The organism is Ferrovibrio sp. GW821-FHT12E11 (assembly GCF_058806975.1).
On record NZ_JBXAQG010000001.1, the window covers coordinates 1846160 to 1869591 of the forward strand.

Genomic DNA, 23432 nt, shown 5'->3' on the forward strand with positions numbered 1-23432 from the left:
CGCCTGTATGTAAATCCGGAAACCGCAGAGAAAAATGAGCGACTCGAAAAGCCCGTCTCTTTACGACGACGCCCTCGAATTTCACAAGATGGGCCAGCCCGGCAAGCTGGAGGTCGTGCCGACCAAGCCGATGGCCACGACTCGCGACCTGAGCCTGGCCTACAGCCCCGGCGTCGCCGCCCCCTGCCTGGCCATCGCCAAGGACCCGGACACCGCCTACGACTACACCTCGCGCGGCAACATGGTCGCCGTGATCTCGAACGGCACGGCGGTTCTGGGCCTGGGCAATCTCGGCGCGCTCGCCGGCAAGCCGGTGATGGAAGGCAAGGCGGTGCTGTTCAAGCGCTTTGCCGATGTCGATTCCATCGACCTGGAAGTCGATACCGAAGAGGTGGAAGAATTCATCAACGCGGTGCGCTATCTGGGGCCATCGTTCGGCGGCATCAACCTGGAAGACATCAAGGCGCCGGAATGCTTCGTGATCGAGCAGCGCCTGCGCGAGCTGATGGACATTCCGATCTTCCATGACGACCAGCATGGCACGGCGATCATCGCCGCCGCCGGCATGATCAACGCGCTGCATCTGACCGGCCGCGACTTCAAGAACGCCAAGATGGTGGTCAACGGCGCCGGCGCCGCCGGCATCGCCTGCACCGAGCTGGTCAAGGCGATGGGGATGAAGAACGAAAACGTCATCCTCTGCGATACCAAGGGCGTGGTCTACCAGGGCCGCACCGAGGGCATGAACCAGTGGAAATCCGCCCATGCGGTGAAGACCGATGCGCGCACGCTGGAAGAAGCCCTGAAGGGCGCCGACATCTTCTTCGGCCTCAGCGTCAAGGGCGCGCTGACGCCTGACATGCTGCGCGCCATGGGTCCCAATCCCATCGTCTTCGCCATGGCCAATCCCGATCCGGAAATCACCCCGGAAGAGGCGCTGGCCACGCGCGGCGATGTCATCATGGCGACCGGGCGGTCTGATTACCCCAATCAGGTCAACAACGTGCTGGGCTTCCCCTATATCTTCCGCGGTGCGCTCGACGTGCGCGCCAGCACCATCAACGACGAGATGAAGATCGCCGCCGCCGAGGCCATCGCCATGCTGGCGCGCGAGGATGTGCCCGATGAAGTCGCCGCCGCCTACAAGGGTGAACGGCCGAAATACGGGCCGGGCTATATCATCCCCTCGCCCTTCGATCCGCGCCTGATCGTCGAGATTCCGCTGGCGGTCGCCAAGGCCGCCGTGAAATCGGGCGTGGCGCGCAAGCCGATTACCGACTGGGCCGCCTATGCGTCGAAGTTGCGCGCGCGCCTCAATCCCACGGTCGGCTCGCTGCAGATCTTCTTCGACCAGGTGGTGGCCAACCCGAAGAAGGTGGTCTTCGCCGAGGGCGAGGAAGAGACGGTGATCCGCGCCGCCCTGGAATTCCGCGCCGCCGGCTATGGCACGCCGATCCTGATCGGCCGCAGCGAACGCATCGAAGCCACCATGAAGGCCATCGGCCTGAAGAACCTGGAAGGCTGCGAAATCCACAATGCCCGCATCAGCGAGCATAACGCCGAATATGCCGACTTCCTCTACAAGCGGCATCAGCGGCGCGGCCTGCTGCATCGCGACGCCCAGCGTTTCGTCAATCTCGACCGCAATGTCTTCGGCGCCTGCATGGTGGCCAACGGTCATGCCGATGCGATGATCACCGGCGTCACCCGCACCTATTCGGTCAGCTATGACGGTATCCGCATGGCGGTGGACGCCCAGCGCGGCCAGCGCGTCATGGGCCTCAGCATCATCGTGGCCAAGGGCCGCACGGTGTTCGTCGCCGATACCACGGTGACGGAAACGCCCTCGGCCAGCGATCTCTGCCAGATCGCCATCCAGGCCGCCGCCGCCGCGCGCCAGCTCGGCCAGGAGCCGCGCGTGGCGCTGCTGTCGCATTCCAACTTCGGCAATGCGCCGGGCGGCGTGGTGGAAGTGGTGCGCAAGGCGGTGATGGAACTGGACTCGCTGGATGCCGGCGGCCACAAGGTCGATTTCGAATATGACGGCGAGCTGAATGCCCGCGTCGCGCTCAATCCCGACCTGATGAAGCTCTACCCCTTCTGCCGCCTGTCCGGTCCGGCCAATGTGCTGATCATGCCGGGTCTGCATTCGGCGCTGCTCTCCACGCAGCTGATGCAGGATCTGGGCGGCGGTACCGTGATCGGGCCACTGCTCATTGGCCTGGAAAAGCCGGTGCAGATCGCGCAGATGGGCGCGAGCGTCAGCGACATCGTCAACCTCGCCGCGCTGGCTGCTTACAACGCTCGCTAACGCGGGCGTGGGGCAGCGTATAACGCGCGCTGATCGCTCCTAAGTGTCATGGCCGGGCTTGTCCCGGCCATCCACGCCTATCTATTTTTCGCCCTTAGGAAGAATTGAGGCGTATCTGGCCTTCGCTTCCACTCGCATTTCTTGCAGAGACTCATGGTTGTTCTGCTCAAATGCATCATCGGTGATGCCAATTTTTCGGAATGCTGGTTTCACATACATATCAATTTTTTCATCAAGCTCCATAAAGCGCTTCCATTTTTGATTGAGCGCTTCGATCAGATGATGGCAGCCCGCAACACTGCCCATATCAAGGACATGGTCTCGGAAGAATCTATGTGCCAAATGGTTACGCTCGCCCTTTAACACTTCAGCTTCATCCAATAATTCAATTGGCACAAAGTTAAACTTCTTCAGGTCTCGCAGTAGCTCGTTGAAGGTATACCCTTCGTGCCGGTCATATAAATCATCAAATGTCTTTCGAATTGGAAGATCGCTTTTTGCCGTTTTTAGGGCTGTAAGAATATTGATAAGACCTGTTTCGAAAACTTGGGCAAAGTACATACATGCCCCATAGTAAGCATGTACTTCTTTTATTAACTCTCCATCTGGTTCTTCCGTACTGTCCAACATTGCTGTCTCCCCCCTCTATTCAGCTTTTAGCATCTCAAGACGTGGATGGCCGGGACAGGCCCGGCCATGACAGTAAAAAAATGTCAGTCCTATCAGTCTAGCAATCTCTAAATATCCGCAAACACTTCCAGCAGGTTGCCATCGGGATCGCGGAAGAACAGCGTGCGGTGGCCGAAGGCCTGATTGGTCGGCGGGCGGACCAGGGCGATGCCCTGTCGCGTCAGTTCATCGGCGCAGCGATCGACATCGGCAACCGATACCTTGAAGGCAAGCTGCAGCGCCGCAGTGCCGGCCGGCACCGGCACATCCGCCGCCGTCAGGCCCGGGATGGCCAGCGCCAGCGTATTGCCGCCGACCTGGTATTCGAACCAGCGCGGCGACAGTTCGCGCGTCAGGACAAAGCCCAGCACCCCTTCATAGAAGCGGCGCATGGCTGCAAGATCGCGCACGAAGATGACCGTATAGTCGATGGCCCGGATGGCCTGAAATGCCACACCGGCTTGCCTGCCTTCATTCATCGATGGGTCCCTGACAGTTCCAGTCGCAGCCCGCATTCTACAAGACTTTTATCCGCTTTTGGCCCTAGTCTCGACATCACAAAAACGGGGCAGACCATGGCACTCATCCGGCGCATCCTGACAGCAGCCTTGCTCTGCCTGCTGGCGCCGGCTGTCCATGCGCAGGACTGCGCACCGCCGCCGGACCTGAAGGACGGCTGGACGGTGGCGGCGCCCGCGAGCCAGGGCCTCGATGCGGCCCTGCTCTGCGCCATCGGCCCGCGCTTCGAGGCCTGGAAAGAAGCCAATGCCCATGCGGTGCTGGTGCTGCGCCACGGCAGGCTGGTCTACGAAAAGTATTTCTCCGGGGAGGACCAGCACTGGGGAAATCCGCTGGGCATCGTGCAACACAATGCCGGCCGGCAGCATGATGTGCGCTCGATCAGCAAGAGTGTGGTGTCGCTGCTGACCGGTATCGCCGTCGACCGTGGCTGGCTGTCGGTCGATCAATCGGTCTTCGCGTTCTTCCCCGAACATGCCGACCTGCGCAGCGCACAGAAGGACCGCATCACCATCCGCCACCTGCTGACCATGTCGGCCGGGCTGGCCTGGGACGAAAGCCTGCCCTATGCCGACCGGCGCAACAGCGAGACGGCGATGAACCTGGCGCCCGATGCCGTACGCTATGTACTGGAACAGCCGATGTGGAGCGAGCCGGGTGCCGGCTATCTCTACAGCGGCGGATCGGCAGCGGTGCTGGCGGCGATCCTGCAGAAGGTATCGGGCGGCATGGATATCGACGCGCTGACAAAGACATTGCTGTTCGCGCCGCTCGGCATCACCGAATTCGAATGGGCAACCTGGAACGGCCGGGCGGTCGTCGCCTCGGGACTGCGCCTGCGCGCGCGCGACCTCGCCAGGATCGGCCAGATGGTGCTCGCCAAGGGCCGCTGGCAGGGCAAGCAGATCGTTTCGGAACGCTGGATCGCGGACAGCACCGCCCCGCAGATCAATGGCCAGAGCCCGTTCTTCTACGGCTACCAATGGTGGCTCGGGCGCTCGCTGCTGGACGGCAGGCAGGTCGACTGGATCGCCGGCTTCGGCGAGGGCGGCCAGCGTGTCTATGTCATCCCCGAGATGGATATCGTGATGGTGCTGAATTTCGGCCTGTACGCGAGAAACCTGCAGGGCCCGGTCGGTCCAGCCATTCTCAACCAGCATGTTCTACCGGCCGTGGTGAAACGCTGACGCTCTTCGCGCGAAACCGTCAGCACACATTCGTTTTATTTGGGCCGCCGTGACTTGTAACGCGGCGGCTTTTTCATAGGCTCCGCGCTGTCTCATCTGCGGAGTTCTGTCATGCGTATTCTCGCCGTTCTTGCTGTGCTTTTTCTCGCGACCGCGGCGCGCGCCGAAACCCTGCGCATCGCCTTCATCGATCCGCTGTCGGGCCCGGCCGCCGCCGTCACCGAGAATGCCCTGAACCATCTGCGCTTCATGGCCGAGCGCCTGTCGGACAAACAGACGAGCTACGAGATCACCGGCTACGACAACAAGCTGAACGCGCAGGAAAGCATCATCCAGGCGCAGAAGGCCATCGATGCCGGCATCCGCATCATCGTGGCCGGCAACAGTTCGGCTGCCGCCGGCGCGCTGAACGAATTCATCATGAAGCATAACGAGCGCAATCCGGAAAAGGCGGCGCTGTTCCTCAACATCTCGGCCATCGATCCGGCACTGACCAACGACAAATGCTCGCCGGCCCATTTCCGTTTCGATGCCCATGCCGACATGAAGATGATGGCGCTGGTGAAATTCATCGCCACCCAGCCGCAGATCCGGAAAATCTATCTCATCAACCAGGATTACTCCTTCGGCCAGGCGGTGCGCGCCGCTGCGCTGGCCATGCTGGCGCGCGTGCGGCCCGATGTGGAAATCGTCGGCGACGAACTGCATCCGCTGGCCAAGATCACCGACTTCGCGCCCTATGTGGCCAAGATCAGGGCGAGCGGCGCCGACAGCGTCATCACCGGCAACTGGGGCAACGACCTGGCGCTGCTGCTGAAGTCGGCGGCCGATGCCAGCCTGCAGGCCGGCTGGTATACCTATTACGCCAGCGGCATCGGCAGCCCGACGGCCATCCGCCAGACCGGCCTCAGCCATCGCGTCTATGGCGTGATCGAGGGCCATTCCAACATGCCCCAGTTCAATACGACAGGTGGGAGTGATAACCTCGATGCGGATTACCGCGCCCGCTTTGGCGGCAGCTTCAACGTGCCGCGCGCGCGCCTGCTGATGGAAATGCTGCACGATGCCGTGCTGAAGGCGAAGAGCGTCGAACCGAAAGCCATCGCTGGCGCCCTGACCAGCGCCACGCGCAGCACCATGTATGGCGGCACGGCGACCATGCGCGGCGCCGATCACCAGGTGCTGCAGGACCTCTATGTCGCCTCCTTCGGGCCGCTGGAAGGCGACATGAAATATGACGAAGAGAAAACCGGCTGGGGCTGGAAGACGGCCGGCAAGGTGAATGCCGCCGATACCGCGCTGCCGACGACATGCAAGATGGCGGCGTTCTGAGGCAACACCTTCTCGTCGTCATGCCAACGCGCAGCGGTGGCATCCACGACTTTCGTACGGCAGCAAAGACGTGGATGCCACGCAAGCGTGGCATGACGGATTTCGGTAGCGGAAAGCCTAGCCCGCCGAAGTGACCAGATCGACCGGCTGGTCGAGATCCATGCCGGCCTTCTCGAAGCCCTTGCGCCAGTCGTTGAGATGGCGACGCACCCACAGCCGCGCCAGGTCCTTGTCGCGCAGCTTCAGAGACTGCACCAGCATCCTGTGCGCCTCGATCAGGCGCCGCGCGCCATGCTCGGTGCCCTGCACCGCCACATGGGTGGTGGGATAGATCAGCATGTTGGACGGCTCGCGGGCCAGCTCCAGCACGCGGTTGCGCCCGGTCTTTTCCAGCAGCAGGTGGAATTCCAGATCCAGCGCCGCCACGGCGGCGGCATCATGCTGGTCGCGCTCGGTGGCGGCGATATTCTCTTCCAGCGTGGCGATCTCGTCCGCCGTTGCACGCTCGACCGCCAGCTCGATGGAGGCGAGGCTGAGCGCCATGGTCGCTTCCCACAATTCGCGGAAGGTGACCTGATGCAGCATCAAGGCACGGCTGGCGCGGGTGGCGAGCCGGTCGTAATGCGGCAGGCCGACCGCCAGGCGCCGGCTGGAATCGCGATGGACCAGGCCGCCATGCTCGAGCAGGCGGATGCCTTCGCGCACGGTGGAGCGGTTCACACCGAATTGGCGCACGAGGTCGGCTTCCGTGCCGATGGGATCGCCCGGGCGCAAACGCCCGGACAGGATTTCGCGTTCGATCGCCTCGGCCACCATCTGATAGGCCGGCACCGGCGTCAGCCGCGTAAATTTCTCTGCCGCTTCGGACATTTACCCCTCGATACGGTGCCGGACGAATCATGGTGCCGTTTCAACCGCAACTTGGATGATCGGCATTTCCATCGCCCGGGTCCAGCCGCGGCGACAGAACTGTGTGTTTGACTCTGGTCGGATTGTCCGACAATCATGGTGGCCAAGCAAAAGAAAAATAAACTGGCCCGGGAGGCCCCGATGAAAGCGTACCGATCCAGGCTGGCTCTGCTGGCCGGTTTTACCGTCCTTGCGCTCTACACACCGCTCAGCCTGGCAGCAGAGCTGCTGCCGCGCGGCGAGCCCGCAGCGCTGGGCTTCGCGCCCGACCGTCTGGCCCGCATCAGCGCCCGGCTGAAGGCCGACAGCGAGGCCCAGGCCATTCCCGGCGCCGTGCTGCTGATCGCCCGCCAGGGCAAGGTGGCCTATTTCGAGGCCTTCGGCACACGCGATCCGCAGACCAAGGCGCCGATGACGCGCGACAGCATCTTCCGCATCTATTCGATGACCAAGCCGATCGTGACGGTGGCGGCGATGATGCAGGTGGAGGAAGGCCGCTATCACGTCAGCGATCCGGTGGCGAAATTCATCCCGTCTTACGCCAAGGTGCAGGTGGGCGTGGAAAAACCCGCTGCCGAGGCCGGCGGCAAGCCGACGCTTGAACTGGTGCCGCCGCGCCGCGCCATGTCGGTGCAGGACCTGATGCGCCATACATCCGGCATCACCTACGGCTTCTTCGGCGTGGGCGCGGTGAAGGCCCTGTATGGCGACATCTTCACCGGCGATTTCGACAATGCCGAATTCGCCGAGCGCATCGCCAAGCTGCCGCTGGCCTATCAGCCCGGCAGCACCTGGGATTACAGCCATTCCACCGACATTCTCGGCCGCGTGGTCGAGGTGGTGGACAAGAAACCCCTGAGCGCCGCGCTGAAAGATCGCCTGCTCGGCCCGCTCGGCATGACCGATACATCTTTCTTCGTCACCGATGCGGCCAAGCAGTCGCGCGTGGCCGAACCCTTCCCCGACGACCGCAGCCTGGGCGGCGGCGTGGAGTTCTTCGATCCGCGCAAGGCCGGCAAGTATGAATCCGGCGGCGGCGGCCTGAATGGCACGGCGATGGATTACGCGAAATTCCTGCAGATGCTGCTGGATGGCGGCGCGCAGAACGGCAAGCGCTACCTGAGCCCGAAAATCCTCGCCTATATGACCTCGGACCACATGGGCAGCGCGGTGCCCGGCCCCTATTACCTGCCGGGTCCGGGTTACGGCTTTGGCCTCGGCTTCGGTGTGCGCACCGCCGCCGGCGTATCGCCCGATCCGGGTTCGGCCGGCGACTATTACTGGGGCGGCGCCGGCGGCACCTATTTCTGGGTCGATCCCAAAGAGAAACTGTTCGTGGTCTTCATGATGCAGTCGCCGAAGCAGCGCCTGACCTATCGCGCGCTGATGCGCGACATGGTCTATGCCGCGCTGGTGAAGTGACCGCCCGCATGAGTCCAACTCTGTGTGCAGACTGTGTGCGTTACGACGGGAGAGCGATCACACGCTTGTTGTCTTGACTCTCTGCCGTCGTATCGGCACGGTTTTGTGCGATAAAAGAATTCGCCGCTAAAAGGCGGATCAGCGGACCGGAAGCCGCTGCGACATAACTGGATGGAGGAAACGATGCCGACTCGTTACGGGACAGGTATGGCCACGGCTGCACTCGCGGTCGGCCTTTGCATGACGGCGCCCGTCATGGCGCAGGTGAAGATTGCATTCATCGATCCGCTGTCGGGCGCCATGGCCCCGATCGGCGAGCATGGCGTGAAGCATTTCCAGTACATGATCGACCGCATCAACGCCAAGGGCGGCGTGAACGGCCAGAAAATGGAACTGGTCACCTACGACAACAAGCTCAGCCCGCAGGAAACCGTGATCGCGGCGCAGAAGGCCATCGATGCCGGTGCGCGCATCCTCACGCTGGGCAACGGCTCGGGCGCCGCGGCGGCGATGATCGATTTCGTCAACAAGCACAACGAGCGCAATCCCGGCAAGGAAGTGGTGTATCTCAACTACGCCGCGGTCGATCCGGCCTTCACCAACGACAAATGCAGCTACTGGCATTTCCGCTGGGATGCCCATAGCGACATCAAGATGCAGGCGCTCACCAGCTACATGAAGGGCAAGCCGAACATCAAGAAGGTCTACCTGATCAATCAGGACTATTCCTTCGGCCATGCGGTGCGCAAATCGGCCAACGAGATGCTGAAGGCCAAGCGGCCCGACATCCAGATCGTCGGCGACGAACTGCATCCGCTGGCCAAGATCACCGACTTCGCGCCCTATATCGCTAAAATCAAGGCGAGCGGCGCCGACAGCGTCATCACCGGAAACTGGGGCAGCGACATCGCCCTGCTGCTGAAGGCTTCGGCCGATGCCGGCCTGCAGGTGGATTACTACACCTACTATGCCGGCGGCGCCGGCGGCCCGACGGCGGTGAAGCAGACCGGCCTGAAAGACAAGGTCTTCCAGATCACCGAAGGCTTCGCCAACATCAACACCAAGGAGAACTACGCCTGGGAGGATGAATTCCGCAAGAAGTCGGCGGGCCAGGGCTGGTGGTATCCGCGCGTGCGCAACGAAATGGAAATGCTGGCCATGGCCATGAACGAGGCCAAGTCGAACGATCCGAAGGTGTTCGCCGAGAAGCTGCGCGGCATGAAGTTCAAGGACATCTACGGCAAGGACACCTACATGCGGGCGGAAGACCACCAGTTCTTCCAGAACATCTACATCTCCGCGCTCACCCCGCTGTCGGGCGACATGAAGTTCGACGAGGAGAATACCGGCTGGGGCTGGAAACTGGCCGCGAGCGTGCCGATGGGCGAGACCGACGTGGCCACCACCTGCAAGATGGCCAAGCCGAGCTGACGGCCTTGCAATGACAACGGCCCCGGGTCATACCGGGGCCGTTTCGTCTCTGCTTTGCGCTGCGTAACAGGATAGACGGGGGCGTCATTGCTCGAACTGGTGATTTTCTCGACGCTGAACGGCGTCCTTTACGGCATGTTGCTGTTCCTGCTGGCCAGCGGCCTGACCTTGATCTTCTCGATGATGGGCGTACTGAATTTCGCCCATGCCAGCTTCTACATGCTGGGCGCCTATTTCGGATTCCAGATCAGCCAGTGGGCCGGCTTCTGGACCGCGCTGGTGGTGGCACCGGTTCTGGTCGGGCTGATCGGCGCCGGCGTCGAACGCTGGGGCCTGCGCACCGTCCATAAATGGGGCCATGTGGCCGAGCTGCTGTTCACCTTCGGCCTCGCCTTCGTGATCGAAGAACTGGTGCAGATGATCTGGGGCAAGCTGCCGGTGGATTACCGCGTGCCGCCGCTGCTGGACTTCCCCGCCTTCGAACTCTTCGGCACCACCTATCCCGCCTTCCGCATGTTCATGCTGCTGATCTCGGTGGCGATCTTCCTGGTGCTGCTGCTGGTGCTGACGCGCTCGCGCACCGGCCTGATCATCCAGGCGGCGCTCACCCATCCGAACATGGTGGCGATGCTGGGCCATAATGTGCCGAAGGTGTTCATGATGGTCTTCGGTTTCGGCTGCGGCCTGGCGGCGCTCGCCGGCGTGATCGCCGGCCCCGCCCTGGTGACCCAGCCGAGCATGGCCCATGTGCTGGGCCCCATTCTTTTCGTGGTGGTCGTGTTCGGCGGCCTGGGCTCGCTGCCTGGCGCCTTCATCGCCTCCTTGCTGATCGGCCTGATCCAGACCTTCGCCATCGCCATCAACTATTCCTTCGGCGATGCGCTGACCGCCATCGGCGTCGCCCGTCCGATGCAGGGGCTGTTGAGCGACCTGTGGCAGGTGACGGTGGCGCAGGTCGGCCCGGTGGTGCCGTATCTGATGCTGGTGCTGATCCTGATCTTCCGGCCCACGGGCCTCATGGGCACGCGGGAGACCTGAGCGATGACCAGCACCGCGCTCCATCCCGCCCGCCCGCTCACGGCGCTCGATCTTGTCCGCCGCTACGGCATCTGGCTGGTGGCCGCCGCCATCATGCTGGTGCTGCCGAAGATCTTCACCTCGGGTGCCGCGCTCACCACCATGTGCCTGATGGGCATCATGATCGTGTTCTCGCTCAGCTATAACATGCTGCTGGGCCAGACCGGCATGCTCAGCTTCGGCCATGCGGTCTATTACGGGCTGGGCGGCTTCCTCGCCGTCCATGCGATGAACACGATTGCCGCTGGCAAACTGCCGATTCCGTTGCCGGTGCTGCCGCTGTTCGGCGGCCTGATGGGGCTTTTGTTCGGTTTTATTTTCGGCGCCGTCTCGACGCGCCGCGCCGGCACCGCCTTCGCCATGATCTCGCTGGGGCTGGGCGAACTGATCGCCTCGCTGTCGCTGATCTTGCGCGGCTTTTTCGGCGGCGAGGAAGGCATCACCGCCAACCGCACCAAGATGCTGACGCTCTGGGGCGTGCGCTTCGGGCCGCAGATCGAGGTCTATTACCTGATCGCCACCTGGTGCTTTGCCTGCATGATCCTGATGTATGCCTTTACCCGCACGCCGCTCGGCCGCCTGTGCAACGCGGTGCGCGAGAACCCGGAGCGCGCCGAGTTCATCGGTTATTCGACCCAGACCGTGCGGTTCATCACCTTCTGCATTTCCGGCTTCTTCGCCGGTATCGCCGGCGGCCTGGCGGCGATCAATTTCGAACTGATGAATGCGGTGAACATCTCGGGCGGACAGTCGGGCGTGGTGCTGCTGATGACCTTCATCGGCGGTGTCGGCAGCTTCGTCGGTCCGATCCTGGGCGCCATCCTGGTCGTGCTGCTGCAGGTGTTCCTGAGCGACATCACCGGCGCCTGGATGCTGTATTTCGGCCTGCTGTTCGTCGGCATGGTGGTGTTCGCGCCGGGCGGCATGGCCGGGCTGATCGCCCTGCATATTCCGCTGGTCCGCCGCGGCACATTGCTCAGCATCCTGCCCTGGTACGGCCTGATGGTGGTGCCGGCGGCGATGGGGATCGCCGGGCTGGTGCTGCTGATCGAGACCGCGCATCACCAGATGGTGAAAACCGCATCCGACGGGCCGGCGATGAAGCTGCTCGGCATCGCCTACAATTCCAACGGCCTGCTGCCCTGGATCCTGGCGCTGGCGCTGATCGCCGCCGCCCTGCTGCTCGGCCGGCGCTGGGGGCCACAGTTTGCCGAGGCCTTCGGCAATGCGGCGCATGCCCCCACTGCGACAGAGCGGGAGGTGCGCAAATGACCGCGCTTGCGCTCCACGACCTGCACAAGAGCTTTGGGATCACCCCGATCATCCGCGGCGTGTCGCTGCAGGTGGGCAAGGGCGAACGCCATGCCATCATCGGCCCGAACGGCGCCGGCAAGTCGACGCTGTTCCACCTGATCTCCGGCCGCTTCGGCCTCAGCGAGGGCCGCATCGAACTAAACGGCGAGGACATCACCGGGCTGAAGCCCTATGAGATCAACCGCCGCGGCCTGTCGCGCAGCTTCCAGGTCACAAACATCTTCCCAAAACTAAGCGTCTTCGAGAATGTGCGCTGCGCCGTGCTGTGGCATCTGGGCTACCGCTATTCCTTCTGGCACAACGCCCGCAAGCTGACCGATGCCAACGAGCGCGCCGATGCCATCCTGCAGCAGATCGGCCTGATCGAGCGCCGTGAATTTCCCGCCGGCATGCTCACTTACGCCGAGCAGCGCGCACTGGAGATCGGCATCACCATCGCCGGCGGCGCCGGCGTGGTGATGCTGGACGAGCCGACCGCGGGCATGAGCCGGTCCGAGACCGCGCATTTCGTGGCGCTGATCCGCAAGGTGACCGAGGGCCGCACGCTGATCATGGTGGAGCATGACATGGGCGTGGTCTTCGACCTGGCCGACCGTATCTCCGTGCTGGTCTATGGCCAGATCATCGCCAGCGACACGCCGGCCAATATCCGCAGCAACAAGGCCGTGCAGGAGGCCTATCTGGGCCAGGCCCTGGAGGCGGAACACTGATGAGCGACGTGATGCTGCAAGTGCGCGACCTGCATGCCTACTATGGCAAGAGCCATATCCTGCATGGCGTGAGTTTCGACGTGAAGGCCGGCGAGATCGTCTCGCTGCTGGGCCGCAACGGCGTCGGCCGTTCCACCACCATCAAGGCGATCATGGGCGATGTGCCGCCGCAGGGCTCGATCGTCTTCAAGGGCGAAGAGATCGCCGGATTCAAGCCGCACGAGATCGCGCGCCGCGGCCTGGGCTATGTCCCTGAGAACCGCGACATCTTCCCGGCACTGACGGTGCGCGAGAATCTCTATCTTGGCCAGAAGAGCGCCAAGACCGCCGGTCGCTGGAGCATGGACGACATGTTCGAGATTTTCCCGCGCCTGGCCGAACGCGCCGATACCCCGGCCGGCGTGCTGTCGGGCGGCGAGCAGCAGATGCTGACCATGTGCCGCACCCTGATGGGCGACCCCGACCTGGTGATGGTGGACGAACCCACCGAAGGCCTGTCGCCCATGATGGTGGAGAAGGTCGGCACGCTGCTGGAGCGCATCGCCGCGCGCGGCGTCTCCATCCTGCTGGTCGAGCAGAAACTGACCATCGCGCTGAAAATCTGCCAGCGGCTCTATGTCATGGGCCATGGCCATATGGTGTTCGAGGGCACGGCCAAACAGCTGATGGACAATGCCGCCATCCGCAAGGAATGGCTGGAAGTGTAATCCAAAAGTCGCAGAACGCGCTTGCGTCACTGCCTCCGCGTGCATAAGACTGGGCGCCGGGTTTTTTGCAGCGAAGGCAGGCATTCATGGACATTTCACCTGCGACGGTCGTGCTGATCGTCCTCGCCATCCTGGTGGTGGTCACCATCCTGGCCGGCGTGAAAACCGTATCGCAGGGCCAGCAGTGGACGGTGGAGCGCTTCGGCCGCTACACCCGCACGCTCAGCCCCGGCATCAACCTGATCCTGCCCTATATCGAACAGATCGGGCATCGCATCTCGGTGATGGAAATCGTGCTCGAAATCCCCGAGCAGGAGGTCATCACCAAGGACAACGCCACCGTCAAGGCCGACGGCATCGTGTTCTACCAGATCCTCGATGTGGTGAAGGCCGCCTATGAAGTGCAGAACCTGACCATCGCGCTCAGCACCCTGGCGATGACCAATGTGCGCGCCGTGATCGGCGCCATGGACCTGGACGAGGCGCTGTCGCAGCGCGACCAGATCAACCGCCGCCTGCTGTCGGTGATCGATCAGGCCACCTCGCCCTGGGGCGTCAAGGTCACGCGCATCGAACTGCGCAATATCCAGCCGCCGCAGAACCTGCTGGACGCCATGGGCAAGCAGATGACGGCGGAACGCAGCAAGCGCGCCGAAATCCTGGCCGCCGAGGGCGAGAAGCAGGCGGCCATCCTGCGCGCCGAAGGCCAGAAGCAGGCCGCGGTGCTGGAAGCTGAAGGCCGCCGCGACGCCGCGCAGCGCGATGCCGAGGCGCGCGAACGCCTGGCGGAAGCCGAGGCCAAAGCCACCAAGTCGGTGAGCGACGCGATTTCCGGCGGCAACATCGCCGCGATCAATTACTTCGTGGCGCAGAAATACATCGAGGCCTTTGCCAAGCTGGCCGAAAGCCCGAACCAGAAGATGATCATGATGCCGATGGAAGCCACCGGCATCGTCGCCAGCCTTGCCGGCATTGCCGAACTGGCCAAGGAAGCCGCCCAGGTCCGCGCCGCCACTCCTGCCTCGCCCAAGCCCTGGGGCGAGCCCAAGGCCTGAGGGACCCGATCATGCCGTTCGCGCTGCTCGCCTGGCACTGGCTGGTCATCGGACTGGTGCTGGTGGTGCTGGAAGTGCTGGTCTCGGGCAATGTGCTGGTCTGGCTCGGCCTGCCGGCGCTGGTGCTCGGCGCGATCCTGCTGGCGCTGCCCGATCTGTCGCTCGCGTCCCAGCTCGGCCTCTATGGCGTTCTGGCGATCCTGGCGCTGGGCGGCGGCTTGCTGCTGCGCCGGCGCAAGGACACGGCCGTGCCCGGCGTGAATATCGGTGCCGCGCGCTTCATCGGCCGCACGGCGGTGCTGACCACGGCGCTGCATGCCGGACGGGGCGAGATCGCGCTGGGCGACAGCGTCTGGCCGGTCAGCGGTCCCGATCTGCCCGCCGGCACGGAAGTGACGATCACCGGCAGCGACGGCGTGGTGCTGACGGTGCAGCGGAAAGCCTGATGCGCGGCCGTCTTGTCGCCCTCGCCCTGCTTCTGCTGATGCTCGGCAGCGGCACCGCCGTGCGCGCCGATGACGAGGGCTTCCGCGCCCTGCAGACCGCCCAGGCCGCCGAGAAAATCGGCGATCTGCGACTCGCCATGATCAGTTACTCGACCGCCCTGCAGCGCGGTATTCCCGACGAGCTGGTCCCCAGCGTGATCGCCAGATTCTGCATCCTCTCGCTGACCATCAGCGTCGACAAATCCGCGCTCGATACCTGCAACCTCGCCCTGCGCCAGGGCCAGGGCAGCGCGCACGCCACTGTGCTCGGCAACATGCTGGCCAGCATGGCGCTGATCCTGGTGGACGAGGGCTTCGAGGAGGAGAGCCGCAAGGCGCTGGCGGAATTCGACCGCCGCTATGCCGGGCTGCAGGAACCGGACATGTCCTTCGAGCGGCAGCGCAGCAACATCGCGCGCGCCGAACTGCTGCGCTCCGATGGCAAGCCCGACGAGGCGCTCGCCCTGATCGCGCGGATGACGACCGGCAAGGAGATGGTCTTCCCGATCACGGCCGAGCTTTCCGAAGTCGAGATGATCAGCCTCGACATCCTGCGCATCCGCCTGGCGGTCGCCTACGACCTCAAGGATGCCGCGCTGCTGCGCGACACCATCATCTGGCAGACCAAGATGATGGAAAACATGAAGACCGCAGAAGCGATGGACTACGCGGGCGCTGCCGGACTCTGCCAGGCCTATTATGTCGCGCTGCAGCCGCAGAACGACCGCGAGACCTGGGAACAGGTGCATGTGCGCACCGATGCCCTGCTGCTGTTCCTGGAACGCGCCCGGCAGGCGGAGCCCGAACGTCCGCTGCTGGGACCCAGCGCCATGCGGCTGGTGCGGCAATGCATCCCGGTCTACTACGCCTTCATGCCGCTGCCGACTTATCGCGCCGTGGAGCAGAAAGGCCTGGGCCTGCCCAATCTGCTGGCGGCGCTGGAAGCCTTCGACATCGGACGGTTCGACCAGGCGCGGACACGGTTCGACACCATGATCGCCGGCCTGCAGGTGGTGGAGCATGTCAGCGCCGTGTATATGGCGCGCCGGCTGGAGCTGCTGCGCGACGTGCTGCTGACCGATCCGGGGCCGCGCGCGCGCCGCTGAGCGCTGTCAGGTGGTGCTGACCAGCTTGAGCCCGACGATGCCGGCAACGATCAGCCCGATGCAGACCAGCCGCAGCACCGCGGCGCTTTCACCGAACAGCACGATGCCGAGAACCGCCGTGCCGATGGTGCCGATGCCGGTCCAGACCGCATAGGCCGTACCGATCGGCAGGTCCTTTAGCGCGAGGCCGAGCAGCAGCAGGCTGACCACCATGCAGGCCACGGTGCCGACGGTGGGCCAGAGCCGGGTAAAACCTTCCGTATATTTGAGGCCAATGGCCCAGCCGATTTCGGTGAGGCCGGCGAGAAACAGAATGATCCATGCCATGGCGAATTGCTCCTTCGCTCTGCAAGCGCGGCCGGCATTCCGCCATGCGGGCGCTCTGCTGGCAGGGTCGTCCCCGCCTCCATCCAACGGACAAAGAAAAAGCCGGGTCGTCCCGGCTTTTTCTCATATGGCAATGGGCAGTCCGAAAGGCAAGAGGCTCAGAATTCCTGCCAGTCGTCATCATCCGCGGGCTTTGCCGCGGGAGCGGGTTTCGGCGCGGATACGGCTTTCGGGGCCGGTGCGGGCGCGGGCTTTGCGGCAACCGGCTTTGCCGCGACCGGACGGGCCACTGCTGCCACCGGCTTCGGCGCCGGTGCAGACTCCGGCCTGACAACAGCGGCCGGCGGCGCTGCAGCCGCGGGCCGCGGTGCGCCGGTATTCGCACTGCCGCCGCCGGTCTTGAAGAAGCCAACCAGTTCGGCGATCTCGCGGCCCTGGTTGGCCAGTGCCTGGGCCGAGGCCGAAGTCTCTTCCACCAGGGCGCCGTTGCGCTGGGTCATCTCATCCATGCTGCCAACGGCCGTGTTGATCTGGTCAAGGCCGGTGGCCTGCTCGCGCGAGGCGGCGGCGATCTCGGCCACGATATCCGACACCTTCTTGATGGCACCGACGATCTCGGTCAGCGAAGCCCCAGTCTGGTTCACCAGCGTGGCGCCGGTTTTCACCTGGGCATTCGATTCCGTGATCAGCGCCTTGATGTCCTTGCTGGCATTGGCGGACCGCTGCGCCAGCGCGCGTACTTCCTGCGCCACCACGGCAAAGCCCTTGCCGGCTTCACCCGCACGCGCGGCTTCGACCGAGGCATTGAGCGCCAGCAGATTGGTCTGGAAGGCGATCTCGTCGATCAGGCCGACGATGTCGCTGATCTTCTGGGCGCTGCCCTCGATCTGCGTCACGGCGGTGACCGCATTGGCCACCACGCTGCCGCCCTTTTCCGCCGTGTCGCGCGCCACGGTCGCCAGTTGGCTGGCGGCCTGGGCGTTATCGGCATTCTGGCGCACCGTGGCGGTGATCTCGTGCATCGAAGCGGCGGTTTCCTCGATCGAAGCGGCCTGGCTTTCCGTGCGGCTGGCCAGATCCTGGCTGCCGGTGGAAATCTCGCTGGAGGCATCGCGCACCGTGCTGGCGCTTTCGGCCAGACGGGCGGCGAAGTCGCGCAGGCGGGTGACGGTTTCGCGGGCAGCATCGGCCAGGCTGCCGAACGCGCCCTGATAATGGCCCGATGTGCTGATGGTGAGATCGCCCTGGCTCAGGCCACGCAGCACGCGGCCGAGATCGTCCAGCACGCCCTGCATGGTGTCGGCCAGGCCGTTCATCTGCTGCGACAGGTCGCGGAAGACGCCGTCCTTGTTGCCCAGGTCGATGCGGCGCGAGAAATCGCCAGCGCCGACCGCCGAGCAGAACTGCGCGATCTCGCGGCTGACCGCTTCTTCCACACTGCGCTGCTCGGCCATGCGGGTGCGTTCGGCCTCGGCGCGGCCGCGCTCCTCGGCTTCCATGCGGGTCTTCTCTTCGGCATTGCGCTGAAAGACGGCCAGCGCACGCGCCATGTCGCCGACTTCGTCCTTGCGCTCGGCATGGCCGATCTCGGCGCTCTGGCCTTCGGCGATGCGGGTCATGGTCAGGGTCATGCCGCCCAGCGGCGACACCACCCGGCGCAGGAAGAACACGGTGCCGGCGATCAGCAGCAGCGCACTGACGCCGGTCACGATCGCCTCGATCAGCAGGATGCGCGTGCGCTCGGCGATCAGGCGATCGGCCACCGCCAGGCCATCGGCGATGGCGGCGTCGCGCAGATAACCCGCCGTATAGAGCAGCGGATTCTGCTTGGCACGGAAATCGGCCATGGCGAAGGGATAGGCCTCACCCTTCTCGCTGGCGGTGCGGATGGAGGTGTACATCGCAGCCAGGTCGACATAGAAGGCCTTGCGGGTCTCTTCCACCTTGGCCAGCAGGTTCTGCGACGGATCGATGGTGCCCATGGTCATGCCGATACGGGCCCAGATGGCGTCGACCTTGCCGCCCTGTTCCGACAGCATGATCTGAGTGGCCGGCGGGATCGGCTTGCCCGAGGCGATCACGTTCACGGTCGCGGTGCCGCGCACGCTGGCCTCGGCCCGCATGTCGGCGGCGAGGCGCGCCAGCTCCATCGGACCGGAGACATCGTCATCGGCGCGGCTGATCGCGGCATTGATCGAATTCAGCATCGGCGTGATGCCGTTGACCAGCTCGGTCATCGCCGGCACATAGCCGTTCATCACATCGGCGGGGCGCTCGGCCATCGGCCGGGCCACGGCAGCATCGGCCTTCTTGCGCCAGTCGACCAAGGCGGTCTTCATCGCTTCGATGCGGCGCAGGTCGATGGCCGGATGGCCGGAGGCGCGGCCATTGGCGATGGCAGCGGCAATCGTATCGTCGGTGACCTGGCGCGGCTTGGCCAGGAACTCATCGTTGGCATTCATTGTCTTGGCATCGCGCAGGGCGGCGTTATAGGCGCCGCGCTCGATGCCGAGCAGTTCGACGATGCGCAACAGCTCGCCCTGGGTGGCGGCGAGGCCGCGGGCGTCGACCGCATTGCGGCGATCGCTGTAGACGTCGCTGAGCACCTGCCAGGCAAGGCCGAGAACGATGATGCCGATGATGCCGACAAACAGCAGGAAACTGGCGCGGATACGCATGGGTCACTCCCCCCTGATCAGGCCCGCCGGGAGCGGACCCTGTATTAAGGGGGGAATTTAGCGGAAGTCCTGCGGCGGGCCTACCTGCGTTTTCAGACAGTTACGAGAAATTAATACTCCCGGCAGGACCCGCCGGGGTCTTCTGCCCGCAGACAGCGAACCGCTAATGCGTCAGACGGAAGAAGCCGACCAGGTCCGACAGCTGCCGTCCCTGCTCGGCCAGCGCCTGGGCCGAAGCCGAAGTCTGTTCGACCAGGGCGCCGTTGCGCTGGGTCATCTCGTCCATGCTACCCACGGCCGTGTTGATCTGGTCGAGGCCGGTGGCCTGTTCCTTCGAGGCGGCGGCGATCTCGGCCACGATATCCGACACCTTCTTGATGGCACCGACGATCTCGTTGAGCGAGCTGCCGGTCTGGTTCACCAGGGTGGCGCCGGTTTTCACCTGGGCATTCGATTCCGTGATCAGGCCCTTGATGTCCTTGGAGGCGGCGGCCGAGCGCTGCGCCAGCGCCCGCACTTCCTGCGCCACCACGGCAAAGCCCTTGCCGGCATCGCCGGCACGCGCCGCTTCCACCGAGGCATTGAGCGCCAGCAGATTGGTCTGGAAGGCGATCTCGTCGATCAGGCCGATGATGTCGGAAATCCTGCGGGCGCTGGTTTCGATCTGGCTGACAGCCGTCACCGCGCTGGCAACCACCGCACCGCCCTTCTCGGCCGTATCGCGCGCCACCACTGCCAACTGGCTGGCGGCCTGGGCGTTATCGGCATTCTGGCGCACCGTGGCCGTGATCTCGTGCATGGACGCCGCCGTCTCTTCGATGCTGGCGGCCTGGCTTTCCGTGCGGCTGGCCAAATCCTGGCTGCCGGTGGAGATTTCGGCCGAGGCGGTGCGCACGGTCTCGGCGCTGTCGGCCAGGCGGGTGGCAACATCGCGCAGCCGCGCGACCGTGTCGCGAGCAGCATCGGCCAGGGTGGCAAAGGCGCCACTATAGCGGCCGGCGGTGTCGCGGGTCAGGTCGCCGCTGCTCAGGCCCTGCAACACACGGCCCAGGTCCTGCAACACATTCTGCATGGTGTCGGCCAGGCCGTTCATCTGCTGCGACAGTTCAGCAAAGACGCCGTCCTTGCCGGCCAGGTCGATGCGGCGGGAGAAATCGCCCGCACCGACGGCGGCGCAGAACTGCGCGATCTCGCGGCTGATCGCCGCCTCCGTCTCGCGCTGCTCGGCCAGACGGGTGCTTTCCGCCTCGGCACGGCTGCGCTCTTCCGCTTCCATGCGGGTCTTTTCCTCGGCATTGCGCTGAAACACGCCGAGGGCACGCGCCATGTCGCCCACCTCGTCACCGCGGTCGGCATATCCGATGGCGGCACTGTGGCCCTCGGCGATGCGGGTCATCGTCCCGGTCATGGCGCCCAGCGGGCTGACCACGCGGCGCAGGAAGAAGACGGCACCAAACACCAGCAGCAGCACGGCCACGGCAACACTGCTGCCCCAGACGGTCAGCTCCTGCACGCGCTCGGCCAGCACCGTGTCGGCGGCCCCCAGGGCCTCGGCGACCGCGGCATCGCGCACATCGCCCATGGTGAACAGCAGCGGACTGTGGCGGTCACGGAACTGCGCCACCGTGAAAGGATAGGGCTCGTTCTTCTCGCTGGCGTTGCGGATATCGTCATAGAGCTTGAGCAGGTCGGTGTAATAGGCCTGCTTCGCCCTGGCGACAACGCTGGCGAAGGCCGGCGAGATATCGCGGTTGCCGACAATGGTGACGATGCCGGCCCAGAGACGGTCGACATGACCGGTCAGCTCGTAATAGCGCAGCAGCGAGGCCTGGGTGATCGGCTTGCCCGAGACCACCACATTGACCATGGTGGTGCCGCGCGTGCTGGCCTCGTTACGCATGTCGGCGGCAAAACGGGCTGCGGACATCGGCTGCGACACGCGGTCATCGGCCAGGTCGAGCACGCTGTCGATGCGGTTGAGCTGCGGCGTCAGGCCGGCGCCCAGCGCCACCAGCGCCGGGAAGAAGCCTTCGACCAGATCCTTCGGCCGTTCCGCCAGCGGGCGCGGCAGGGCAGCATTGGCGCGCTGGCGCCAGTCCTGCAGCGAACTGCGCAGCGCATCCAGCTTGACCAGGTCGACGGCCGGATGCCGGGCGGTCTGGCCGTTGCGAATGGCCGAGGCGAGCGCATCGTCGGTGGCCTTGCGCGGCTTGGCGATAAAGTCGCCGTTCGGATCGCCGGCCTTGTCGTCGCGCAACGCGGCATTATAGGCGCTGCGCTCGATGGCGATCAGTTCGACCAGACGCAACAGGTCGCCCTGGGTGAGCACCAGTGCGCGCGCGGCGACGGCATTGCTGTGATCCATCCAGGCTGTACGGATCAGCGAACCGGCCAGGCCCAGCACGATGACGCCGATGACGGCGACGAAAAGCAGGAAGCTGCTGCGAATACGCATGACCCGATCCCTTTGCTGCTCCGGCGCCAGGGCCGGAACGGAAAACAATGCCGACGCGGCAGAGACAGGCTCCGCGCGCTTAAGCCGCCCTGGGGGCGGACTGGTTCTTTCAGTGATTGTTTGCGGCCGCATGACACGCGGCGCCGGCGGACGTATTGCAGTCCGGCCGGCAGGGCACAAGCGGTTTTTCCGACTCTGTGCGCGCCGTCACGCGACTGTTTGTCGCGTTTGCACTCTATGCATGGAAGCCATGTGCAGCATGCACAACGTCAGCAGAATCTGACGAATTGTCATCGCCTCATGACATAAAAACGGGCGCCATCTTGCGATGGCGCCCGTGGATATCCGTCGGGCGGAGGGGCGGGAGCCCGGCGGAATTACGTAGGAGTACTTACTCAGCCGCCGCCGCAAGGCCAGCGCCGAGCGCCGCTTCGCCATCCAGCGTGGCGGCCACCGCATGCACCACGGCGGCGATGCGGATCGCCTGCTGCACCTGTTCGGCCGAGAGGCCGCCCTTGCGCAGTTCGTGTTCATGGGCGGTGAGGCACATGCCGCAGCCATTCACGGCCGAGACGGCCAGCGACCACAATTCGAAATCGACCTTGTCGACGCCGGGCTTGCCGATGACGTTCATGCGCAGTTTCGCCGGCAGCGTCTTGTACTGGTTGTCGGCATTGCCCTCGCCCATCAGATGGACGAAGCGGTAATAGATATTGTTCATGCCCATGATGGCGGCAGCGGCCTTGGCGGCTTCCAGCGCTTCGGGCGAAAGTTTCGGCGCGAATTCGGCGACAATCGCCTGGATCACGCTGGCATCGCGGGAGGCCAGTGCCGAGGCGATGAAGGTGCCGGCGCGCTGCTGCTCGGTGAGGCCCGGCTCGGTGGCGAGCGAACCCAGGTTGAGCTTCAGGTCGCGGGCGTAATCGGGAAGGCGGGACTTCAGGCTTTCGAGGCTCATCGGGGGACTCCTTTTTTTATTCGGTAGCGAGCCGTCCGCCGTGCCCTTGCGGGGCACGGCGGAGACTGTCTGGCTTAGGCAGCCGGCTTCAGGACCTCTTCGCCCTTCTGCCAGTTGCAGGGGCAGAGTTCGTCGGTCTGAAGGGCGTCGAGAACGCGCAGCACTTCAGCCGGGTTGCGGCCGACGCTGAGGTCGTTCACCGAGACGAAGCGGATGATGCCTTCCGGATCGACGATGAAGGTGGCGCGCAGGCAGACGCCCTCGTTCTTGTCGAGGATGCCGAGTTCCTGGCTCAGCTCGCGCTTGATGTCGGCGAGCATGGCGAACGGCAGATCCTTCAGATCCGCATGGTTGTTGCGCCAGGCCAGATGGACGAACTCGGAGTCGGTCGACACGCCGTAGACGACGGTGTCACGGTCGTTGAAGTCACCGTTGATCTTGCCGAAGGCGGCGATCTCGGTCGGGCAGACGAAGGTGAAATCCTTCGGCCAGAAGAACACGACTTTCCACTTGCCCTTGTCGGACGCGTTGGAGATGTCGGCAAAGCCCTTCTTCGGGTCGTTCGAGACAACGGCCTTCAGGTTGAAGGCGGGGAACTTGTCACCAATGGTCAGCATGAAATCTTCCTCTCTTACACATGTGTTTTCGGGTCTGGGGCCGCGGGCTGGTCTCGTCCGACAATACCGGCCGGTACTGTCCGTTCCCGCTGGAAGTGATAATTAGATACATTCTATTAATTGTTCAAACAGATAATTCCGTTGAAAATAATCGTTTCAGTCG

Annotated in this window: 20 protein-coding genes; 12 read left to right on the plus strand and 8 right to left on the minus strand. The window is 64.2% G+C overall.

Annotated features, from left to right (window positions below; all coding sequences use genetic code 11):
- Positions 1–34 precede the first annotated feature (34 nt).
- Positions 35–2311 carry an NADP-dependent malic enzyme gene (locus tag AC1ROT_RS09155; RefSeq protein ID WP_492972520.1) on the plus strand — a complete coding sequence of 759 codons (2277 nt, stop codon included), beginning with the start codon at positions 35–37 and terminating at the stop codon, positions 2309–2311.
- Positions 2312–2392: 81 nt separating this feature from the next.
- Here the strand turns inward: AC1ROT_RS09155 and AC1ROT_RS09160 are convergent, their stop codons facing one another.
- Both AC1ROT_RS09160 and AC1ROT_RS09165 read right to left on the minus strand, forming a co-directional pair.
- Positions 2393–2941 carry a hypothetical protein gene (locus AC1ROT_RS09160; RefSeq protein WP_492998557.1) on the minus strand — a complete coding sequence of 183 codons (549 nt, stop codon included), beginning with the start codon at positions 2939–2941 and terminating at the stop codon, positions 2393–2395.
- Positions 2942–3048: 107 nt separating this feature from the next.
- Positions 3049–3435 (minus strand): VOC family protein, encoded by a 387-nt coding sequence (locus tag AC1ROT_RS09165; protein WP_492998558.1) that lies wholly within the window; start codon positions 3433–3435, stop codon positions 3049–3051.
- Positions 3436–3555: 120 nt separating this feature from the next.
- Between AC1ROT_RS09165 and AC1ROT_RS09170 the strand changes: the two genes are divergently transcribed.
- Both AC1ROT_RS09170 and AC1ROT_RS09175 read left to right on the plus strand, forming a co-directional pair.
- Complete coding sequence (locus tag AC1ROT_RS09170; RefSeq protein ID WP_492998559.1) at positions 3556–4686, plus strand: serine hydrolase domain-containing protein; 1131 nt, start codon at positions 3556–3558, stop codon at positions 4684–4686.
- A 111-nt stretch (positions 4687–4797) separates the two neighbouring features.
- The gene (locus tag AC1ROT_RS09175) at positions 4798–6018 is read left to right on the plus strand and encodes a branched-chain amino acid ABC transporter substrate-binding protein (RefSeq protein ID WP_492998561.1); all 1221 of its coding nucleotides are present in this window, start codon (positions 4798–4800) and stop codon (positions 6016–6018) included.
- Between the two features lie 117 nt (positions 6019–6135).
- Here the strand turns inward: AC1ROT_RS09175 and AC1ROT_RS09180 are convergent, their stop codons facing one another.
- Positions 6136–6888, minus strand: coding sequence for a FadR/GntR family transcriptional regulator (locus AC1ROT_RS09180; protein ID WP_492998563.1), 753 nt, complete (start codon positions 6886–6888; stop codon positions 6136–6138).
- Positions 6889–7068: 180 nt separating this feature from the next.
- Here AC1ROT_RS09180 and AC1ROT_RS09185 point away from each other — a divergent pair, with 180 nt between their 5' ends.
- From AC1ROT_RS09185 to AC1ROT_RS09225, 9 genes are all read left to right on the plus strand, one after another.
- Positions 7069–8349, plus strand: a complete 1281-nt coding sequence (locus AC1ROT_RS09185) for a serine hydrolase domain-containing protein (RefSeq protein WP_492998565.1) — start codon at positions 7069–7071, stop codon at positions 8347–8349.
- 207 nt (positions 8350–8556) lie between these two features.
- Complete coding sequence (locus AC1ROT_RS09190; RefSeq protein WP_492998568.1) at positions 8557–9780, plus strand: branched-chain amino acid ABC transporter substrate-binding protein; 1224 nt, start codon at positions 8557–8559, stop codon at positions 9778–9780.
- Positions 9781–9867: 87 nt separating this feature from the next.
- Complete coding sequence (locus AC1ROT_RS09195) at positions 9868–10818, plus strand: branched-chain amino acid ABC transporter permease (RefSeq protein ID WP_492972513.1); 951 nt, start codon at positions 9868–9870, stop codon at positions 10816–10818.
- A gap of 3 nt (positions 10819–10821) precedes the next feature.
- Positions 10822–12129, plus strand: a complete 1308-nt coding sequence (locus tag AC1ROT_RS09200; protein WP_492998570.1) for a branched-chain amino acid ABC transporter permease — start codon at positions 10822–10824, stop codon at positions 12127–12129.
- Positions 12126–12881, plus strand: coding sequence for an ABC transporter ATP-binding protein (locus AC1ROT_RS09205; protein ID WP_492998572.1), 756 nt, complete (start codon positions 12126–12128; stop codon positions 12879–12881). Before AC1ROT_RS09200 ends, AC1ROT_RS09205 begins: the two co-directional genes overlap by 4 nt.
- Positions 12881–13588 carry an ABC transporter ATP-binding protein gene (locus AC1ROT_RS09210; protein ID WP_492972510.1) on the plus strand — a complete coding sequence of 236 codons (708 nt, stop codon included), beginning with the start codon at positions 12881–12883 and terminating at the stop codon, positions 13586–13588. The genes AC1ROT_RS09205 and AC1ROT_RS09210 overlap by 1 nt, the downstream gene beginning before the upstream one ends.
- Before the next feature lie 86 nt (positions 13589–13674).
- Positions 13675–14643, plus strand: a complete 969-nt coding sequence (locus AC1ROT_RS09215; protein ID WP_492998574.1) for an SPFH domain-containing protein — start codon at positions 13675–13677, stop codon at positions 14641–14643.
- An 11-nt stretch (positions 14644–14654) separates the two neighbouring features.
- The gene (locus tag AC1ROT_RS09220; protein ID WP_492998576.1) at positions 14655–15089 is read left to right on the plus strand and encodes an NfeD family protein; all 435 of its coding nucleotides are present in this window, start codon (positions 14655–14657) and stop codon (positions 15087–15089) included.
- Positions 15089–16234: a hypothetical protein gene (locus AC1ROT_RS09225; protein ID WP_492972507.1), complete on the plus strand. Its 1146-nt coding sequence runs from the start codon at positions 15089–15091 to the stop codon at positions 16232–16234. Before AC1ROT_RS09220 ends, AC1ROT_RS09225 begins: the two co-directional genes overlap by 1 nt.
- A gap of 6 nt (positions 16235–16240) precedes the next feature.
- Here AC1ROT_RS09225 and sugE read toward each other — a convergent pair whose 3' ends face one another.
- The 5 genes from sugE to AC1ROT_RS09250 all read right to left on the minus strand — a co-directional run bounded on the left by sugE (position 16241) and on the right by AC1ROT_RS09250 (position 23269).
- On the minus strand, positions 16241–16561 hold the full coding sequence (gene sugE / locus AC1ROT_RS09230; protein WP_492972506.1) for a quaternary ammonium compound efflux SMR transporter SugE: 321 nt from the start codon (positions 16559–16561) through the stop codon (positions 16241–16243).
- Positions 16562–16719: 158 nt separating this feature from the next.
- Positions 16720–19239, minus strand: a complete 2520-nt coding sequence (locus AC1ROT_RS09235) for a methyl-accepting chemotaxis protein (RefSeq protein WP_492998578.1) — start codon at positions 19237–19239, stop codon at positions 16720–16722.
- A gap of 163 nt (positions 19240–19402) precedes the next feature.
- Positions 19403–21694: a methyl-accepting chemotaxis protein gene (locus AC1ROT_RS09240; RefSeq protein WP_492998580.1), complete on the minus strand. Its 2292-nt coding sequence runs from the start codon at positions 21692–21694 to the stop codon at positions 19403–19405.
- Positions 21695–22085: 391 nt separating this feature from the next.
- The gene (gene ahpD / locus AC1ROT_RS09245; protein ID WP_492998584.1) at positions 22086–22652 is read right to left on the minus strand and encodes an alkylhydroperoxidase, AhpD family; all 567 of its coding nucleotides are present in this window, start codon (positions 22650–22652) and stop codon (positions 22086–22088) included.
- Positions 22653–22726: 74 nt separating this feature from the next.
- On the minus strand, positions 22727–23269 hold the full coding sequence (locus AC1ROT_RS09250) for a peroxiredoxin (RefSeq protein ID WP_492972502.1): 543 nt from the start codon (positions 23267–23269) through the stop codon (positions 22727–22729).
- Positions 23270–23432: the final 163 nt, after the last annotated feature.

Coding starts and splice junctions, on each gene's coding strand:
- AC1ROT_RS09155 (WP_492972520.1), top strand. CDS start 35: ATGAGCGACTCGAAAAGCCCGTCTCTTTACGACGACGCCCTCGAATTT.
- AC1ROT_RS09160 (WP_492998557.1), bottom strand. CDS start 2,941: ATGTTGGACAGTACGGAAGAACCAGATGGAGAGTTAATAAAAGAAGTA.
- ahpD (WP_492998584.1), bottom strand. CDS start 22,652: ATGAGCCTCGAAAGCCTGAAGTCCCGCCTTCCCGATTACGCCCGCGAC.
- AC1ROT_RS09220 (WP_492998576.1), top strand. CDS start 14,655: ATGCCGTTCGCGCTGCTCGCCTGGCACTGGCTGGTCATCGGACTGGTG.
- AC1ROT_RS09205 (WP_492998572.1), top strand. CDS start 12,126: ATGACCGCGCTTGCGCTCCACGACCTGCACAAGAGCTTTGGGATCACC.
- AC1ROT_RS09240 (WP_492998580.1), bottom strand. CDS start 21,694: ATGCGTATTCGCAGCAGCTTCCTGCTTTTCGTCGCCGTCATCGGCGTC.
- AC1ROT_RS09180 (WP_492998563.1), bottom strand. CDS start 6,888: ATGTCCGAAGCGGCAGAGAAATTTACGCGGCTGACGCCGGTGCCGGCC.
- AC1ROT_RS09210 (WP_492972510.1), top strand. CDS start 12,881: ATGAGCGACGTGATGCTGCAAGTGCGCGACCTGCATGCCTACTATGGC.
- AC1ROT_RS09200 (WP_492998570.1), top strand. CDS start 10,822: ATGACCAGCACCGCGCTCCATCCCGCCCGCCCGCTCACGGCGCTCGAT.
- AC1ROT_RS09175 (WP_492998561.1), top strand. CDS start 4,798: ATGCGTATTCTCGCCGTTCTTGCTGTGCTTTTTCTCGCGACCGCGGCG.
- sugE (WP_492972506.1), bottom strand. CDS start 16,561: ATGGCATGGATCATTCTGTTTCTCGCCGGCCTCACCGAAATCGGCTGG.
- AC1ROT_RS09235 (WP_492998578.1), bottom strand. CDS start 19,239: ATGCGTATCCGCGCCAGTTTCCTGCTGTTTGTCGGCATCATCGGCATC.
- AC1ROT_RS09250 (WP_492972502.1), bottom strand. CDS start 23,269: ATGCTGACCATTGGTGACAAGTTCCCCGCCTTCAACCTGAAGGCCGTT.
- AC1ROT_RS09190 (WP_492998568.1), top strand. CDS start 8,557: ATGGCCACGGCTGCACTCGCGGTCGGCCTTTGCATGACGGCGCCCGTC.
- AC1ROT_RS09215 (WP_492998574.1), top strand. CDS start 13,675: ATGGACATTTCACCTGCGACGGTCGTGCTGATCGTCCTCGCCATCCTG.
- AC1ROT_RS09185 (WP_492998565.1), top strand. CDS start 7,069: ATGAAAGCGTACCGATCCAGGCTGGCTCTGCTGGCCGGTTTTACCGTC.
- AC1ROT_RS09170 (WP_492998559.1), top strand. CDS start 3,556: ATGGCACTCATCCGGCGCATCCTGACAGCAGCCTTGCTCTGCCTGCTG.
- AC1ROT_RS09225 (WP_492972507.1), top strand. CDS start 15,089: ATGCGCGGCCGTCTTGTCGCCCTCGCCCTGCTTCTGCTGATGCTCGGC.